14 protein-coding genes are annotated in these 16,007 nt (G+C 72.8%); 6 read left to right on the top strand and 8 right to left on the bottom strand.

Annotated features, from left to right (window positions below):
* Positions 1 to 44: 44 nt before the first annotated feature.
* The 3 genes from ACX80F_RS01695 to mtrA form a co-directional block, all read right to left on the bottom strand.
* Positions 45 to 1,805 (bottom strand): LpqB family beta-propeller domain-containing protein, encoded by a 1,761-nt coding sequence (locus ACX80F_RS01695; protein ID WP_459334647.1) that lies wholly within the window; start codon positions 1,803 to 1,805, stop codon positions 45 to 47.
* Positions 1,805 to 3,676, bottom strand: coding sequence for an MtrAB system histidine kinase MtrB (gene mtrB / locus ACX80F_RS01690; protein WP_459334646.1), 1,872 nt, complete (start codon positions 3,674 to 3,676; stop codon positions 1,805 to 1,807). Before mtrB ends, ACX80F_RS01695 begins: the two co-directional genes overlap by 1 nt.
* A 103-nt stretch (positions 3,677 to 3,779) precedes the next feature.
* On the bottom strand, positions 3,780 to 4,457 hold the full coding sequence (gene mtrA / locus ACX80F_RS01685) for an MtrAB system response regulator MtrA (protein WP_459334645.1): 678 nt from the start codon (positions 4,455 to 4,457) through the stop codon (positions 3,780 to 3,782).
* 168 nt (positions 4,458 to 4,625) lie between these two features.
* Here mtrA and ACX80F_RS01680 point away from each other — a divergent pair, with 168 nt between their 5' ends.
* The 5 genes from ACX80F_RS01680 to ACX80F_RS01660 all read left to right on the top strand — a co-directional run bounded on the left by ACX80F_RS01680 (position 4,626) and on the right by ACX80F_RS01660 (position 10,409).
* Positions 4,626 to 5,981 (top strand): DUF7847 domain-containing protein, encoded by a 1,356-nt coding sequence (locus ACX80F_RS01680; protein ID WP_459334644.1) that lies wholly within the window; start codon positions 4,626 to 4,628, stop codon positions 5,979 to 5,981.
* A gap of 37 nt (positions 5,982 to 6,018) precedes the next feature.
* Positions 6,019 to 6,678 (top strand): DUF4129 domain-containing protein, encoded by a 660-nt coding sequence (locus ACX80F_RS01675; protein ID WP_459334643.1) that lies wholly within the window; start codon positions 6,019 to 6,021, stop codon positions 6,676 to 6,678.
* 59 nt (positions 6,679 to 6,737) lie between these two features.
* A complete protein-coding gene (locus tag ACX80F_RS01670) occupies positions 6,738 to 7,967 on the top strand; it encodes a DUF4350 domain-containing protein (RefSeq protein ID WP_459334642.1) in 1,230 nt (409 codons plus the stop codon).
* Positions 7,964 to 9,055 carry an AAA family ATPase gene (locus ACX80F_RS01665; protein ID WP_459334641.1) on the top strand — a complete coding sequence of 364 codons (1,092 nt, stop codon included), beginning with the start codon at positions 7,964 to 7,966 and terminating at the stop codon, positions 9,053 to 9,055. The genes ACX80F_RS01670 and ACX80F_RS01665 overlap by 4 nt, the downstream gene beginning before the upstream one ends.
* 61 nt (positions 9,056 to 9,116) lie before the next feature.
* On the top strand, positions 9,117 to 10,409 hold the full coding sequence (locus tag ACX80F_RS01660) for a DUF58 domain-containing protein (protein WP_459334640.1): 1,293 nt from the start codon (positions 9,117 to 9,119) through the stop codon (positions 10,407 to 10,409).
* A gap of 40 nt (positions 10,410 to 10,449) precedes the next feature.
* Here ACX80F_RS01660 and ACX80F_RS01655 read toward each other — a convergent pair whose 3' ends face one another.
* On the bottom strand, positions 10,450 to 11,295 hold the full coding sequence (locus tag ACX80F_RS01655; RefSeq protein ID WP_459334639.1) for a class I SAM-dependent methyltransferase: 846 nt from the start codon (positions 11,293 to 11,295) through the stop codon (positions 10,450 to 10,452).
* A 74-nt stretch (positions 11,296 to 11,369) separates the two neighbouring features.
* On the opposite strand from ACX80F_RS01655, the gene ACX80F_RS01650 reads away from it, so the two are divergent.
* Complete coding sequence (locus ACX80F_RS01650) at positions 11,370 to 12,038, top strand: DUF4166 domain-containing protein (RefSeq protein WP_459334638.1); 669 nt, start codon at positions 11,370 to 11,372, stop codon at positions 12,036 to 12,038.
* Positions 12,039 to 12,055: 17 nt separating this feature from the next.
* On the opposite strand, the gene ACX80F_RS01645 is transcribed toward ACX80F_RS01650, so the two are convergent.
* Genes ACX80F_RS01645 through ACX80F_RS01630 form a run of 4 tightly spaced genes read right to left on the bottom strand, consistent with a single transcriptional unit; the run spans position 12,056 to position 15,920 of the window.
* On the bottom strand, positions 12,056 to 13,087 hold the full coding sequence (locus tag ACX80F_RS01645; RefSeq protein ID WP_459334637.1) for a uroporphyrinogen decarboxylase/cobalamine-independent methonine synthase family protein: 1,032 nt from the start codon (positions 13,085 to 13,087) through the stop codon (positions 12,056 to 12,058).
* Positions 13,080 to 13,523 carry a chorismate mutase gene (locus ACX80F_RS01640; RefSeq protein WP_459334636.1) on the bottom strand — a complete coding sequence of 148 codons (444 nt, stop codon included), beginning with the start codon at positions 13,521 to 13,523 and terminating at the stop codon, positions 13,080 to 13,082. Before ACX80F_RS01640 ends, ACX80F_RS01645 begins: the two co-directional genes overlap by 8 nt.
* Positions 13,524 to 13,566: 43 nt before the next feature.
* Positions 13,567 to 14,700, bottom strand: a complete 1,134-nt coding sequence (gene mnmA, locus ACX80F_RS01635) for a tRNA 2-thiouridine(34) synthase MnmA (protein ID WP_459334635.1) — start codon at positions 14,698 to 14,700, stop codon at positions 13,567 to 13,569.
* Positions 14,697 to 15,920: a cysteine desulfurase family protein gene (locus ACX80F_RS01630; protein ID WP_459334634.1), complete on the bottom strand. Its 1,224-nt coding sequence runs from the start codon at positions 15,918 to 15,920 to the stop codon at positions 14,697 to 14,699. The genes mnmA and ACX80F_RS01630 overlap by 4 nt, the downstream gene beginning before the upstream one ends.
* Positions 15,921 to 16,007 lie beyond the last annotated feature (87 nt).

Below are 16,007 nucleotides of genomic sequence, written 5' to 3'. Positions count from 1 at the left end.
GCGCCGCCGCCCCGACGCCCGACGGCCGCCATGTGGATATCCGCCTACCCGGGGAACGACGGGTCCATCACCTCGACCTGCTCGTCCACCCAGCTGCCGCCGATGCGCCGGTACAGGGTGCCGGCGGCCTCGGCGTACAGGGTGTCCTCCGCGTCGGATCCCGCGCTGAGGCCCAGGACGCCGGCGAGCGCGGCCATGGACTCACGGTCGCCGTCGAGGTGCAGGATCACCGGGGTCGCCTCACCGGGCCCGACGGACGAGGCCACGATCACGCTCTGGCCGGCCCACGTGGCCGTGTCGATGGCCCCGTCCGTCGGCAGCGTCAGGGGTGTGGTGAGTGACTGGGGAACGCCTTCCGTCGACCGGGTGATGCCCGTCAGCAGGACTTCGTCCTTGCCGTCGCGCTCGGTGACGATCAGCGCGCGCGATCCGTCGCGGGCCACGAGCAGCTCCTTGACGCTCCTGTCCCCCAGCCACCCGGCCGCGAGGACGGCGGCGTTGGCCTCCGTCCCTCCCGGCGGGACGGCCAGCACCTCGCGCTGTCCCCCGGCCGAACGTGTGGTCCACAGCCAGTTGTCGGGATCGAACGACGGTTTCGTGAGGGCGCTGCCCCGCAGGACGACGCGTGCCTCGCTGCCCGGTGCCGTGACGTACAGGGCCTCCCGGTCGGCGTCGAGGAAGGAGTAGGCGCTGCCCGAGATGGACGTGGCGGGATCGCGCGGTGCGAGCGCCCGCACGGGGTCCAGCCCCTCGATCTCGGTGACGGCACCGTTGCGGACGCGGACGAGTTCGCCCTGCGCGATCGCCACCTGCTCGCCGCCGACATCGGGGGTCAGATCGGGGACGATCAGGTCCGGGTCCGGCGGTCCGAGCTGGATGGGCTGGTCGCTGGCCATCTCCACCGACGTGACATCGTTGAGGCCCACCAGATTCACCTGGAGCTGCTGGTTCATCTGCTGGAGCCTGAGGTTGGTGGCGTTCTCCAGGACCTCCGGTGAGAGTTCGACCGACGCCTTGCCGGAGGTGATCGGAACGGAATCGCGGGCGAGCGTGACGCCCTCGGGGAAGGCACTCGTGACTGACCCCTGCAGGTAGGGCGCGGGCCCGGCGAGCATCGCCCCGACGATCCGCGCCGTCACCCCGGTGCGCCGGACGAACCAGCGGGCGTCGGGCACCCAGAACCGGTAGTTGCTGCTGTAGAAGTACAGGCTGTGCGAGATCAGCAGGTCACGGGCGCTGCTCTGGGCGAGCATGATGCCGTCCGGGATCTCGTCGATCCGCCACTCGCCGTCGAACTGGACCATCCGCACGCCCAGGGTTTCCGTCGCGGGGACGACGGTGTTGGTCCGCACCCCCCGGGCGTCCACGGTCCCCGCGGTCTCGAGCTGGATCTGGTAGACGCCCTCGTTCCCGCGCTTCTCGACGCGCGGATTGGACCGGAACAGGACGATCCGCTCCTCGGGCTGCCAGGTGGCGCGCAGGTCCGGCGTCAGGAACTGGCGTGCCACGCTGTAGCCGTCGCCCGCGCCCGTCCCGGCCGTGATGAAGTCGCGAAGGATCTGCTCGGGTGTCGCGCCGGGCGCGGGCCCCTCGGGGTCGAACACCGGAGCGACGACGTCCGGGTCCCCGTCGGTCGCCTCGATGACTCCCACGGGGCCCGTGGTCGGAATCGCCGAGCACCCGGTGAGCACGAGGAGACAGGCGACGAGCAGCACGGCGAGGCGGGCGCCCCAGGTACCCGTGCGGGCGCGGGGATCGTCGCGGACGCGCTGCCCCCGCCGGACGGCCATGGCCTGATCTGCCACTATTCTCCCTCGCTCACTTCATGTGGTCGTTCGGCCCGCGGCTGCGGGTCGGCCCGGTGCGGCCCGGGTCCGCCGACGGGCGGCGGCAGGGCAAGGGGCGACGACGTCAGTTCCGTCCCCTGGGTCCGGGGCAGCGTGAGGCGGAAGCAGGCTCCCTCCCCCGGCATGCCCCAGGCCTCGAGCCAGGCGTTGTGCAGCCGGGCGTCCTCCATGGCGATCGAGAGCCCGAGCCCGCTGCCCCCGGTGGTCCGCGCCCGGGCGGGGTCGGCGCGCCAGAAACGGTCGAACACCCGCGAGGCCTGCACCGTCGTCATCCCGATGCCATGATCCCGGACCGCCACGGCGACCGCCTCGGGACTGCTCGCGATGTGGACCTCGACGGGCTTCGCCTCGCCGTGTTCGAGGGCATTGACGATCAGGTTGCGCAGGATGCGGTCGATCCGGCGCGCGTCGGCGTCCACGATGAACCGCGTCTCCACCGACACGATGCCCAGCTCGGAGCCGAGCCGGTCCGCGAGGGGCCGCGCGCCCTCGATCGCGTGCTGGACGAGCTGGACGAGGTCGACCGATTCGGCCTCGAGGACGGCGGCTCCGGCGTCGAACCGGGAGATCTCGAGCAGGTCCGCGAGCAGGTCCTGGAACCGCTCCACCTGATCGAACAGGATCTCGGCGGACCGCTTGTTGATCGGGTTGAACTCGGCGCGCGCGTCGTGCAGGACCTCCGCGGCCATCCGGACGGTGGTGAGCGGGGTCCGCAGTTCGTGGGAGACATCCGAGACGAAGCGCTGCTGCATCTGCGACAACTGGGCGAGCTGGGTGATCTGGTTCTGCAGGCTCGCGGCCATGTGGTTGAAGGAGACGCCGAGCCTGGCCACCTCGTCCTCCCCGCTCACCTCCATGCGCTCCTGCAGCTGCCCTGCAGCGAGCTTCTCGGACACGGACGCCGCATGGCTCACCGGCCGCACGACGCTCCGCGTCACGTACCAGGCGATCGCACCGACGATGAGCAGCAGGACGACCCCGGCCAGCCACAGCACCCGGTGGATGTCGTTGAGGGTGGACTGCATCGCCGACAGGTCGTAGTAGACGTACAGCGCATACGAGGCCTGGTCCGGCGGGAGCTGCACCTGCGTCCCGAACGCGATGCCGGGCGCGTTGGTTTCGCCGCTCTCCGTGACGGGGATCTTCATGGGGGCCCAGTGGATGTCCGGGCCGTCGACGATGGCGTCCTGCAGGTCCTGGGGGAGCATGCTGGCCGTCACGCCCTCCTGGCTCACCGTCGTCGGGATGAGGACGTCCCCCGAGATCGGCACCAGGATCGCGTGGCGCGGCGCGTCGGTGTCCAGGCTGACGAGGGCCTGCACGGAATCGAGGACGAGGCGGCTGGTGGTGTCGCTGTCGGTCGCGGAGGATTCCCTGAAGACCGCCTTCGTCCGGGTCAGCTCCTCGGTGGCCTCGGCGCTGAACTGGTCGAAGCGCTGGTCGTAGAGGGCACCGGCGATCTGGTTCGACAGGAATCCACCGACGGCGACGAAGGAGACCGAGGTCAGCAGCATCGTGGCGACGACGGTCCTGAACTGGAGGGAACGGCGCCAGTGCTGCGCCACCGACTGCAGCAGCGGGCGGGCACGCCCCGACACGGCGTGCCATCGCGCGGCGACGGGACCGGGCTCCACGGACCGCCCGCCCCCGGACGGGGTGTTCCCGGAGGTGTCCCCGGGAGTTTCCCCGGAGGTGTCCGCGGGGGTGTCCCCGGCGGCGGACGTCGGGGCGGACACGCCGGCGTCCCGCTTCCCCGCCGCGGCGGGGAAAAGATCGGGGAGATCGGCCCGATCGACGGGTGGGGGCGGTGCAGCCGGTGCCGGCGTCACGTGGCGGGCCACGCCGACGGTGCGGCCCGGAGTGGAGCCGCGGGGCCGGGCGTCGGAGGGAGGAGCGTGGGAGCCGGAGGAAGGGCTGTCCGCACTCCCCCGATCAGCCCTGTCCGGCCTTGTATCCGACACCACGCACCGTCAGGACGATCTCGGGTGCCTCGGGATCGCGTTCGATCTTGGAGCGAAGCCGCTGCACATGGACGTTGACGAGACGCGTGTCGGCCGCATGCCGGTACCCCCACACCTGCTCGAGGAGGAGTTCGCGCGTGAAGACCTGCCACGGCTTGCGGGCGAGCGCCACCAGCAGGTCGAATTCCAGCGGCGTCAGCGATACCCGTTTCCCCGCGCGTGCCACCTCGTGCCCGGCGACGTCGATCGTCACGTCGCCGATCCGCAGCGTCTCCGGCGCCTTGGATTCGGCGGGCCGCAGGCGCGCTCGGACGCGCGCCACCAGTTCGGCCGGCTTGAAGGGCTTGGGCACGTAGTCGTCGGCCCCCGATTCGAGACCGCGCACGACGTCGGAGGTGTCCGCCTTCGCGGTCAGCATGACGATGGGGAGGTCGGACTCCGCCCGGATCTGGCGGCACACCTCGATCCCGTCCATGCCCGGGAGCATCAGGTCCAGCAGCACCAGATCGGGGTGCGACGAGCGGAAGACGCCGAGAGCGGCCGCCCCGTCGGCGCAGAACACCGGGTCGAAGCCGTCGTTGCGCAGGACGATGCCGATCATTTCGGACAGGGCCTCGTCGTCGTCGATGACCAGTATGCGTGCCTTCATGCTCCAATACTGTCGTATCGACTCCGCAATGTCCCATCCGCCGCGGGGTACGGGAGGTCGCGTCGGAATTGATCGTGCGCGGCTGCCTCGAACGGGCGTCCGCCTCACTATGATTCAGGAGGGGGCCGCTGACGCCATGCCCCGGCGAGCATCGAGCGAGGGGACGCCATGAACGATCAGGTGGAGGGCGAGCCGGACGGCCGCAGGGCCGGCGACGGCACACCACCCGGCCGGACGCCCGATCAGCCCCAGGACCCGAACCGCGCGCCGCAGGCTCCGGCCCCGTGGCCGGCGCCGGCTCCGGCTCCGTGGCAGGCTCGGACTCCCGTGGACTCTCCATGGCAGTCCCCCGGACGGCAGCACCCTCCCGCCCCCTCCTGGGGAACGCAGCAGACCGGTCCTCCCGTCCCCGCCAACCCGTGGCAGCAAGCTACCGGCCCGGCACAACCTGCCGGCCCGGCGCGCCCGGGTGGGCTCGGTGGCCCCGGGTTCGATCGGCGCGCCGGTTACCAGGCTCCGCCGAAGCCGGGTGTCATCCCGTTGCGCCCCCTCGGTCTGGGAGAGATCCTCGACGGCGCGTTCCAGGCGTGCCGCAGGAACCCCCTGGCCACGTTCGGCATCGCCATCCTCCTGCAGGCCGTTGTCGCGCTCGTGACCGTGCTCCTGCTCGGCAACCTCATGTCCTCCCTCGAAGGCCTCGAGTCGGCGAACCCCACCCCGGACAGCCTGATCACCGCCGTCGCCGGCCTCGGGACCTTCGCGTCCATCGCCGGAGTCGTGTCCGGAGTCTCACTGCTCGTACTGCAGGGAATCCTCGTGATCCCGATCGCCCGCGCGGTCATCAACCAGAAGACCACCTTCGGCCAGGCCTGGAGGCTCGCCCGAGCGCGTATCCTCCCGTTGCTCGGCTTCGGCCTGCTCGCCTTCTCCGCGGGGCTCGTCGGACTCGCCCTCCTCGTGGGCATCTCGGCCCTCGCGATCCTCGGGCTCGAGGAGTACTCGGCCCTCGTCATCATCCCCCTCGTGCTCGTCGCGCTCGTGGTCATGGTGTGGGTGAGCACCAAGCTCGTCGTCGCCCCCGCCGCACTCATGCTCGAAGGCGTGGGACCCTTGACCGCCATCACGCGCTCCTGGCAGCTGACCCGGGGCAACTGGTGGCGGACCTTCGGCATCGTGCTCCTGACGAGCATCATCGTCTCGATCATCACCTCCGTCATCTCGGCGCCGCTCTCCTTCGCGGTGACACTCCTCTTCGGCTTCAGCACCAGCGCGTCCGCCGCACCCGATGCGCTGGATTCGCTCCCGGTGCTCGCCGCGTCCCAGGCCATCACGGCCCTCTTCACCGCTGTGGGCTACGCCTTCCAGGCGGGGGTGACCGCCCTGCTGTACGTCGACCTCCGCATCCGCAGGGAAGGCTTCGACGTCGCACTCATGCGCGAGCACGAGCAGGCCGGTACCGGCCGGACGGACGTCCTTCCCGGCGGCACCACCTCGTTCGGCCACCAGCCGGGCGGACCGGCCTGATGCCGGACGGCCCCGGCCGCCGCTCCGAGGGATGCCCATGAGCGGCGGCGTCCGCTTCCTCCTCGCCCCCGACGCGGAGGAGGCACGGCGCCTGCTCGAGGAGGAACTGGCGGGACGCGCGTACGTCGAGGCGCAGCCGGGCCTCCTCGAGCGCATCCTCACGGAGGTCCTCCGCAGCCTCGGCCGCCTCCTCGACGGGGTGGGCGGGCTGGCGCCGGGGCCCGGCACCCTCGTGCTGGCCCTCGGTGCGGCGCTGCTCATCATCGTGGCCGTGGTGCTCATCAGGCCACGGCTCAACGCGCGCGGAAGGAACCGGGAGTCGGCCGTGTTCGACGACGCCCTGACGCACTCCGCCGATCACCATCGCAGCCGGGCCGCCGCTCTCGCCGCCGGCGGGGACTGGAACGGGGCCGTCGCCGAGACGCTGCGGGCCGTCATCCGGTCGGCGGAGGAACGCCTCGTGGTCGCCGACCAGCCCGGCCGGACGGCCACGGAAGCCGCCGCCCAACTCGGCGCCGTGTTCCCGACGCTGTCCCTCGACGTCGCCTGGCTCGCCGAGGTCTTCAACGAGACGCACTACGGCAACGGCACCGCATCCGGGGGCGACTACCGGCGCGCGGCCGGGATCGACGCGCGCCTCGTCGCGGAACGCCCCGTCACCCCCGCGGACACGGCGACGCCGGTGGCGCCCCGGTGACGCGCGGGCCGCGGACTCCCGCCCCGGACCGCGCCGACGGCAGCCCGTACGGTGCGGGCGTGCCCGATCCCCGGGGACCCGTCCCGACCGGACTCGCGGCGGGCGGCGAGGTCATGGGCGACGGCGGGAGCGCGCTGACGACCGCCCGCACCGGGCTGAGGCGCGCCCGTCCCCTGATCCTGGGGGCGCTCGTCCTGGCCCTGATCCTCCTGGTCAACCTCGTCGCCGGCCAGGACGAGGACACCGGTCCGCTGTCCCCGGCCAGTGCAGCGCCCGGCGGTGCACGCGCGGTCGCGGAGGTCCTCGCCGCGGAGGGGATCGACGTCGTTCGTGCCGACTCCTACGACGAGGCGGTCTCCGCCCTCGAGGAGGGGCCCGCGACACTGTTCCTCAACGACGCGCAGCAGTACCTCAGCGCCGGCCAGGTGGGAGACCTGACGGTCCTCGCGGACCGCGCCGTCCTCGCCGCGCCGGGAGAGCGCCAGCTGGCCGCCCTCGACGGTGACGTCGCGCAGGTCGGCGCCGTGCCCCTCGACCTGTCCGGTGACGCCCCGGCCGTGCCCGCCGAGTGCCCGGACACGGACGCCACCGCGGCAGGCTCGCTCACCGCGACGGGGGTCGCCTACTCCGGCGCCGTCGAGTGCTTCCCGGTCGAGATCGAGGACGCGACGGGGAACGCCACGGGCGGCCTGTACACCACGAACGACGACGGATCGGTCGCCGTCCTCGGTGCCCCCGCGATCCTGTCCAACGATGCCGTTCCGGACGAGGGCAACGCGGCCCTCGCACTCCGGGCTCTCGGGTCCTCGCCCACGCTGGTCTGGTACGAACCGACCGGCGCGGACGTGGTCTCCACCGGGGAGGGCATCGACCCGAGGACGCTCCTCCCGCCCTGGGTGGATCCCCTGCTCGTCTGGCTCCTCGCCTGCGCTGTCCTCGCCATGCTGTGGCGGGGACGGCGGATGGGTCCGCTGGCCACCGAGCCGCTGCCCGTCGTCGTCCGCGCCGCAGAGACCGCGGAGGGCCGCGCCCGCCTCTACCAGGACTCCCGGGCCGTGGGCCACGCGGCAGCCATCCTGCGCGCAGCGAGCCTCACGCGCATGGCCCGGCGGCTCCGCGTGGACCGGACGGCGTCCGCCGCGGACGTCATCGACGCAGCCGCCCGCCACAGCGGCCGGTCGCGGACGGAACTCGAGCAGCGCCTGCTGTTCGTCCCCACCACCAACCACCAGCTTGTGCTCTGGGCACAGGAAGTCCTCGACCTCGAGAAGGAGATCACGCCGTCATGAACCAGACCCGACGCTGGCAGGATGAGCCGGCCGGACCCGCAGAACCGGACGCAGCATCCGGAGGCGCACACCCGGCGACCCGCGTCGAGGACCGGGGCGCGCCGGCGGACGACCAGGACGACCGGGCCGCCGTCGACGGTGCCTCGGCGCGGGCGGCCCTCCTGCGGGTGCGCGCCGAGGTGGGCAAGTCGATCGTGGGCCAGGATGCGGCCGTCACGGGCCTCCTCATCGGGCTGCTCGCCGACGGGCACGTGCTGCTGGAGGGCGTGCCCGGCGTCGCCAAGACCCTGCTCGTCCGCACGCTCGCCACCGCCCTGGACCTCGACACGAAGCGCGTCCAGTTCACCCCGGACCTCATGCCGGGTGACATCACGGGCTCGCTCATCTACGAGTCGAAGACCTCGGAGTTCACCTTCCGCGAGGGCCCCGTGTTCACGAACATCCTGCTCGCCGACGAGATCAACCGCACCCCGCCCAAGACCCAGGCGTCGCTGCTCGAGGCGATGGAGGAGCGGCAGGTCTCCGTCGACGGCGTGTCGCGGCGCCTGCCGACGCCGTTCGTCGTCGCCGCCACGCAGAACCCCGTGGAGTACGAGGGCACCTATCCCCTGCCCGAGGCCCAGCTCGACCGCTTCCTGCTGAAGCTCACCCTCCCGCTGCCCGGGCGCGAGGACGAGATCGAGGTGATCCGTCGGCACAGCGTCGGATTCGACCCCCGCAACCTCGGCGCGGCCGGTGTACGGGCCGTCGCGGGCGCGGCAGACATCGACCGGGCCCGGGCGGCGGTGTCCCGCGTCGCGATCGCGCCCGAGGTCCTCGCCTACATCGTGGACCTGGTCCGCGCCACACGCTCCTCCCCCTCCTTCCAGCTCGGCGTCTCGCCGCGCGGCGCCACCGCGCTGCTGAACACCTCGCGCGCCTGGGCCTGGCTCTCGGGCCGCTCCTTCGTGACGCCCGACGACGTCAAGGCCCTCACCCTGCCGGCCCTCCGGCACCGGGTCGCCCTGCGGCCGGAGGCGCAGATGGACGGTGTCGGCGTGGACGACGTGCTCGGCAGCATCCTCGGCTCCGTCCCCGTCCCGCGGTAGGCCCACCACCCCGCCCGCCCCGGGTGCGCCGCAGCCCCCGGGGTCCGAGAGGAGCTCTCCCATGGTCATCACCGGCCGCCTGGTCCTGCTGGCACTGCTCGGCGTCGTGCCCGTTCTCGTGTACCCGGGCGCGACGGCGATCCTGCTGTGGGCCCTGCTCCTGGCCGCGGTTCTGGGTGTCGACCTCGCGCTGGCCGCGTCTCCCCGACGCGTCGGGATCCGCCGGACCCTCCCGGACAGTGTGCGGCTCGGCGAGTCGGGCACCAGCATCGTGGTCCTGCGCAACGACACCCCGCGCACCCTGCGCGCGACGGTGCGCGAGGCGTGGCAGCCCTCCGCGGGAGCCGCGGACCCGGAGCAGTCCGTCGTCGTGCCCTCCGGCGAGGCGCGGCGCCTGACGCTCCTCCTCCGGCCCACGCGCCGCGGGGTCCTCCGCGTGGAGACGGTCACGGTGCGGAGCGCCGGCCCCCTCGGGCTGGCGGCGCGGCAGGTCACCGTGCCGGCGCCGGGCGACCTGCGGGTGCTGCCACCCTTCAACTCCAAACGGCACCTCCCGTCGAAGCTGCGCCGCCTGCGCGAACTCGACGGCCAGGCCGCCGTCCAGATCCGGGGTGCAGGCACCGAGTTCGACTCCCTGCGGGACTACGTCCGGGGCGACGACGTCCGCTCGATCGACTGGCGCGCCACCGCGCGCCGCCGCGACACCGTCGTGAGGACGTGGCGCCCGGAACGGGACCGGCGTGTAGTCGTCGTGCTGGACACCTCCCGCACCTCCGCGGCGAGGGTCCTCGACGAGCCCCGGCTGGACACCGGGATCGAAGCCGCGCTGCTGCTGTCGGTGCTGGCCGAGCGCGGCGGCGACAAGGTGCACTTCCTCGCCTACGACCGCAGGCTCCGCGCCCGGGTCGATTCGACCGCCAAGGGGAACCTGCTGGCCTCGCTCGTGACGGCGATGGCCCCGCTCGACGCGGAACTGATCGAGGCCGACTGGACCCGCCTCCCGGCCCAGGTGCGCGCCGTGTCCCCCCACCGATCCCTCGTGGTCCTGCTCACCTCGCTCGATGCCGGGGCCGTGGAGGAGGGCCTCCTGCCCGCCCTGCCCGGCCTGACCGAACGCCACGTGGTCGTGGTCGCGTCGGTACGCGACCCGCGGCTCGACGAGATGGGCGCGGACCGCTCGACGGCGACGGCGACGTTCCGGGCGGCCGCCGCGGAACGCTCACTCCTGGACCGCGGCGCCGTGGCGCAGCAGATCCGGCTGCTCGGGGCGGAGGTCGTGGACGCGGCACCCGCGGACCTGCCGCCACTCCTCGCCGACACCTACATCAGGCTCAAGGCCACCGGGCGCCTCTGACGTACGACGGCGTCCCGCCCGGACCGGTCCGCCGGGGCGCTCAGGGCTTCCGGGCGATGATCGTGTAGGTGCAGGGCACGAGATCCTGCTCTGCCTCGGGCCAGGCGAAGCCGTCCGGGACCTCGACCATGCGGGGCGAGAACCTCCACGGGAGGGTCTTCCCCTCCTCGAGGCGGAGGAGCTGCAGGCCCGCACCGAGGAGCGCGGTGACGATGGCGGAGAGCGGATGCGGCCACTCGTACGTCCGGGCGTGCGCAACCGTGCCGTCGCCCGCGTATGTGGAGTCCTCGTCCCACACCTGCGCCTGACCGGTGCTGAAGTACGGGTACCTGAGCTGCAGGCCGTCGGCCGTCTCGTCCAGGGCGTAGAGCACGGGATGACCGTCCCGGATGTAGAACGTCCCCCCGGCCCGGAGGAGCCCGGCGACCTGCCGGGCCCAACGGTCCAGGTCGGGCAGCCACGTGATCGTCCCGATGCTCGTGTACACGAGGTCGAAGTCCCCGCTCACGGCCGCCCGGGCGTCGAGGACGTCGGTCTCCACCCACGTCGCGTCGAGGCCGAGGCGCCGGGCGAGCCCGGCCGCCGACCGCAGGGCCGCCGGGGAGAAGTCCACGCCGGTGACGCGGGCGCCGGCGCGCGCGAGGGACACGGTGTCGGTGCCGATATGGCACTGGAGGTGGCAGACGTCCAGTCCGGCCACCGAGCCGTCCGGGAGGAAGGGCGCCAGGACGCCGAGGTCCGTCCGGACCACGCTGCTCAGGTGCTCCGGATCGTCGAGGTCCCGGATCGCGTACGCCGTCTCGTGCAGCGGCACCCGGTCCTCCCAGTTAACCCGGTTCGCCGCGCGCGCAGCGTCCCAGCCGATCGCACTCCGTCTGTCACCCATGGACCGAGCATACGAGGTGGGGGCCGCACCGCCGCCGTGGTTGACTGGGGTCCGGACGACGGAAGCGGGCTGACATGACCTCGATCTACCAGCAGGCGATGGGCAGCGAGTTCGGCCGCCTCCAGCCGGAGCTGCGCGACTACTTCGGCCTGCACGCGGAGAGCGGGCTCTCGGGCCACGGCCGCGGGATGTTCGACGTCGCCGGGTGTCCCGCCTGGTTCGCCCGCCCGGCCTTCCGCCTCACCGCCCTCGAGAATGCGTTCTTCCCCGAGTACGACAGCAACGTCCCGTTCACCATCCGCAACTACCCGCACGTCGACCCGTTCGGGCGGCCGGCCCTCACGGCGCGCCGGGAACTGGACTTCGGGACCGCCCTGCGCGTCTTCGAGGACACCACGTCCCTGCGCGACGGCGTGCTGACCGACTACGTGGGCCGCCACCGGCGCATGGCCACCCTCCTGACCTGCACCGCCACCGACGACGGCCGCATCCGCATGGTGTCCTCGCAGACGCGTCTTTTCGCCGGCCTCCGGCTGCCGCTGCCCGACGCCCTCGGCGCGCTCGCCTATGTGGAGCAGTGGTGGGACGACGACGCCGGCCGGTTCAGGATCAGCACGCGGGTCGTCCACCGCCAGCTGGGGACCCTGCTGGTCTATGCGGGGAGCTTCGACTACGTCCTCGAGGACTTCGATGGTGTGCTGCCGCCCGAGGTCCGGCCACGGCGCTGGGAAGAGCGCGTCTGACCCGTGCCCGCGCAGGGTCACCCCTCGGCGCGGATCTGGTCCAGGGCGTCGGCGGTCTGCGTGAGCCTGGTCAGGGCCTGCGTGGCCCCGGCCGGGGTGATCGTGTCGAGGCCGGGCAGGGCGGTGACCGTCAACGAGGAGAGTGCGCTCGCGGGGAGTCCGACCCGCCGCCAGGCGGCGAGCACCGATTCCGCGAGGACCCGGACCTGGGGTGTTCCGGACCGGGCGTCGAGGATTCCCAGCCAGAGCTGTCGCCCTGACTCGATCTCACCGGCGAGGTCCTCCCAGCGGCGATCGGAGAGATTGCGCAGGTCCAGGGACAGGGCGTGCGCCGCACTGGACCGCGCGGCGTCGACCGCCACGTCGCCGTGCCCGGGCGCCAGGACCGTGCGCGCCGCGCCGGCAGCGACGACGGACGCCGTGACGAGGTCCCATGCCTCGGTCGCCTCCCGGCGGTCCAGTGCGCGGAGGGTCCGGTAGCCGCTCGCGGTGGGCACACGGCCCGTGAGGACGTCGTCGGCGTCGGGCTCATCGAGCTGCAGCAGCACCTCGGCTCCCCGCGCGACCGCCGACACCCGACGGACGAGGTCCGCGGCGCCCACGGCGAGCGACTCGTAGAGCTCGCGCCGCGCGCCGTGGTCGATGAGGACGCGCTCGCCGGCGTGCAGGTGGACGCCGGCCGCCAGCGACAGCGGTCCGTGGAGGTGCAGCTTGATGCGCGGCGCGGGGCTCTCCTCGGCGCCGGCGATGTCGCCCAGGGCGTTGAGGTCGGAGGACAGGGCCGATTCGGCACGCCGCTGGTCCTTGCCTGGCCGCTGGACGAGGCGCCAGCCGTGCGGCTGGAGGTCGAAGGGCAACTCGACGAGCACCCCCAGCGTCCGCCCGATACCATCGCTCCCCGGCCCCCGCGCCGGCAGGGAGGGCAGGAAGGGAAGATTGGCTCCCCCGAACTCGCCGCGCACGGCACGGTTCGCCTCGTGCGGATCCGTCCCCGGCCAGGTCCCCGGCGCCGTTGCCCCGACCGCGGAGTCCCGCGTCGCGTCAGGCACGGGGGCCCTGTGCCCCGGGCCCGGCGGGCGCTTCCGGCGCCTGACCGGCAGGCGCCCCGGGTGTCGGATCGGCAGGATCGGCGGCCGGCCTGCGGTTCTCGGAGATCGCCTGGTGGTGGCGGATCACCTCCGAGATGATGAAGTTCAGGAACTTCTCGGCGAACGCCGGATCGAGCTGCGCCTCCTCGGCGAGCATGCGGAGGCGGGCGATCTGGGCCGCCTCACGCTGCGGATCGCCGGCGGGGAGGTCGTGCTCGGCCTTCAGGTGTCCCACCCGCTGCGTCGCCTTGAAACGTTCGGCCAGGAGGTACACGAGGGTGGCGTCGATGTTGTCGATCGAGCTCCTCACCGAGAGCAGCTCGGCCATCACCTCGGGGGCGACGCCTCCGGCGAGGGAACTGGCTGCCGGGTCGAAGCCGCTGCATGGATGCGTCATGACTCCAGTCAAGCAGAACCCCGCGGGGCTCCGTGAACTGCGACTAGACCTGCGCCGCTGCGGGGCGGAGTGCGGAGCGTGCCGAGTCGATGGTCGCCTGGCCGAGCACCCGCGTGCCCTGGTACAGCACCACCGTCTGCCCGGGCGCCACGCCGCGCATCGCCTCGACCAGCCGCACGAGGAGCTGCTGGGCGCCGCCGTCCGCCTCGACCCTCGCGCGGGCCGCCACGGGATCGCCGTGCGCCCGGACCTGGGCCGTGCACTCGAACTCGTCGCCGGTCAGCACGTCGTCGATGGGCACGCCGGCCCAGGACACCTTGATGCCCCGGATCTCGTCGATGGCGAGCAGGTGCTCGGGCCCGACGACGACCTCGTTCTGCTTGGGCCGGATCTCGAGCACGAAGCGGGGCTTGCCGTCGGCGGCCGGGGTACCGAGCTTGAGGCCGCGCCGCTGACCGACCGTGAACGCGTTCGCGCCCGGGTGGCTGCCGATCTTCCCGCCGTCGACGTCGAGGATGTCCCCCTCGGTCATGTCGATGCGCTCCTCGAGCCAGCCGCGGGTGTCACCGTCGGGGATGAAGCAGATGTCATGGCTGTCGGGCTTGTTCGCGACGGACAGGCCGCGGCGTTCGGCCTCGGCACGGACCTCGGCCTTCGAGGGCGTCTCGGCCAGCGGGAACATCGAGTGCCGGAGCTGCTCGTGCGTGAGCACGCCGAGCACGTAGGACTGGTCCTTGGCCCAGTCGGCGGCCCGGTGCAGCTCGGGGTTGCCGTCGGCGTCCTCGACGACCTTCGCGTAGTGGCCGGTGCAGACGGCGTCGAACCCGAGCGCGAGCGCCTTCTCGAGCAGCGCCGCGAACTTGATCCGCTCGTTGCAGCGCATGCAGGGGTTCGGGGTGCGGCCGGCGGCGTACTCCGCGATGAAGTCGTCGACGACGTCCTCCTTGAACCGCTCCGAGAAGTCCCAGACGTAGTACGGGATGCCGAGGATGTCGCAGGCACGCCAGGCGTCCCGCGAGTCCTCGATGGTGCAGCAGCCGCGGCTGCCCGTCCTGAGCGTCCCGGGCATGCGGGAGAGTGCGAGGTGGACGCCGACGACGTCGTGCCCCGCCTCCACGGCCCGCGCCGCCGCTACCGCGGAGTCGACGCCGCCGCTCATCGCTGCCAATACCCTCATGAGAATCCTGTTCCTGCCGTCTGGATGGTCGATGCGTGCCCGGCCATGCCGGCCCTGCGGGCGCGGGCGTACGCCTCGCCGATGGCACCCACCACCGCGTCAACGTCACCGGGGGTGGATGTATGCCCCAGGCTGAAGCGCTGGGCGCCCCGGGCCTCGTCCTCCGTCAGGCCCATGGCGAGCAGCACGTGCGACGGCCTGGGGACACCCGCGGTGCAGGCGGACCCCGTGGAGGACTCGATGCCCGCGAGATCGAGGAGGAACAGGAGGGAGTCGCCCTCGCACCCGGGGAAGGTGAAGTGCGCGTTGCCCGGGAGCCGCGTGCCCTCGGGGGCGGGGTGCGGAACGCCGCGCACCACCGCCGCCGGGACCTGGTGGAGGACGCCCTCGATGAGGCGGTCGCGCAGTGCGGCCAGGCGCGGCGCCTCGTCGCCGAGGTGGGTGACGACGTCGTCCGCCGCGGCGGCGAACGCGGCGATGCCCGCGCCGTCGAGCGTGCCCGAGCGGATGTCCCGCTCCTGGCCGCCACCGTGCTGCACGGGCGTGAGCGTCACCGCGCGCCCCACGAACAGCGCGCCGACCCCCACCGGACCGCCGATCTTGTGGGCGCTCACCGCCATGGTCGCGAGTCCCGAGTCGGCGAAGGACAGCGGGAGGGAGCCGAAGGCCTGCACGGCGTCGCTGTGGACGGGGACCCCGTACCGGGCGGCCTCCGCGGTGATCGCCGGGACGGGCTGCACGGTCCCGACCTCGTTGTTGGCCCACATGACCGTCACCAGCGCGGTGCGCTCCGGTGCCTCGGCGAGCGCCGTCCGCAGCGCGGGGAGGGACACGAGTCCGGTGGCATCGACGGGCAGCCACACCACGTCGGCGCCCTCGTGCCGTTCGAGCCATTCGACGGTGTCCTGCACGGCGTGGTGTTCCACGGCACTGCAGAGGATCCGCGTGCGGGACGAGTCCTCCGCGCGACGCGCCCAGAAGAGTCCCTTGATGGCGAGATTGTCCGCCTCGGTCCCGCCGGAGGTGAAGACGACCTCCGAGGCGTGGGCACCGGCGGCCGCCGCGATCGTCTCCCGGGCCTCCTCGACCGACCGCCGGGCACGCCGACCGGAACCGTGGAGGGAGGATGGGTTACCGCTCCGGGTGAGTTCGCGGGTGAGGGCGGCGAGCGCCGGCGCCGAGATCGGCGTGGTCGCCGCGTGATCGACATACACGGGCATGATCCGATTCTACCGGCGCCGCGCCGGGACGCCGACTCCGGTGGTGCCCGTCACGTCCCGCCGCACGGGCGGGGCCCCCAGCCGGCA

This window comes from Arthrobacter sp. TMS2-4, from assembly GCF_054511075.1.
Note: the sequence above shows the minus strand (reverse complement) of the source record. Positions and strands in the feature narration are given on the sequence as shown.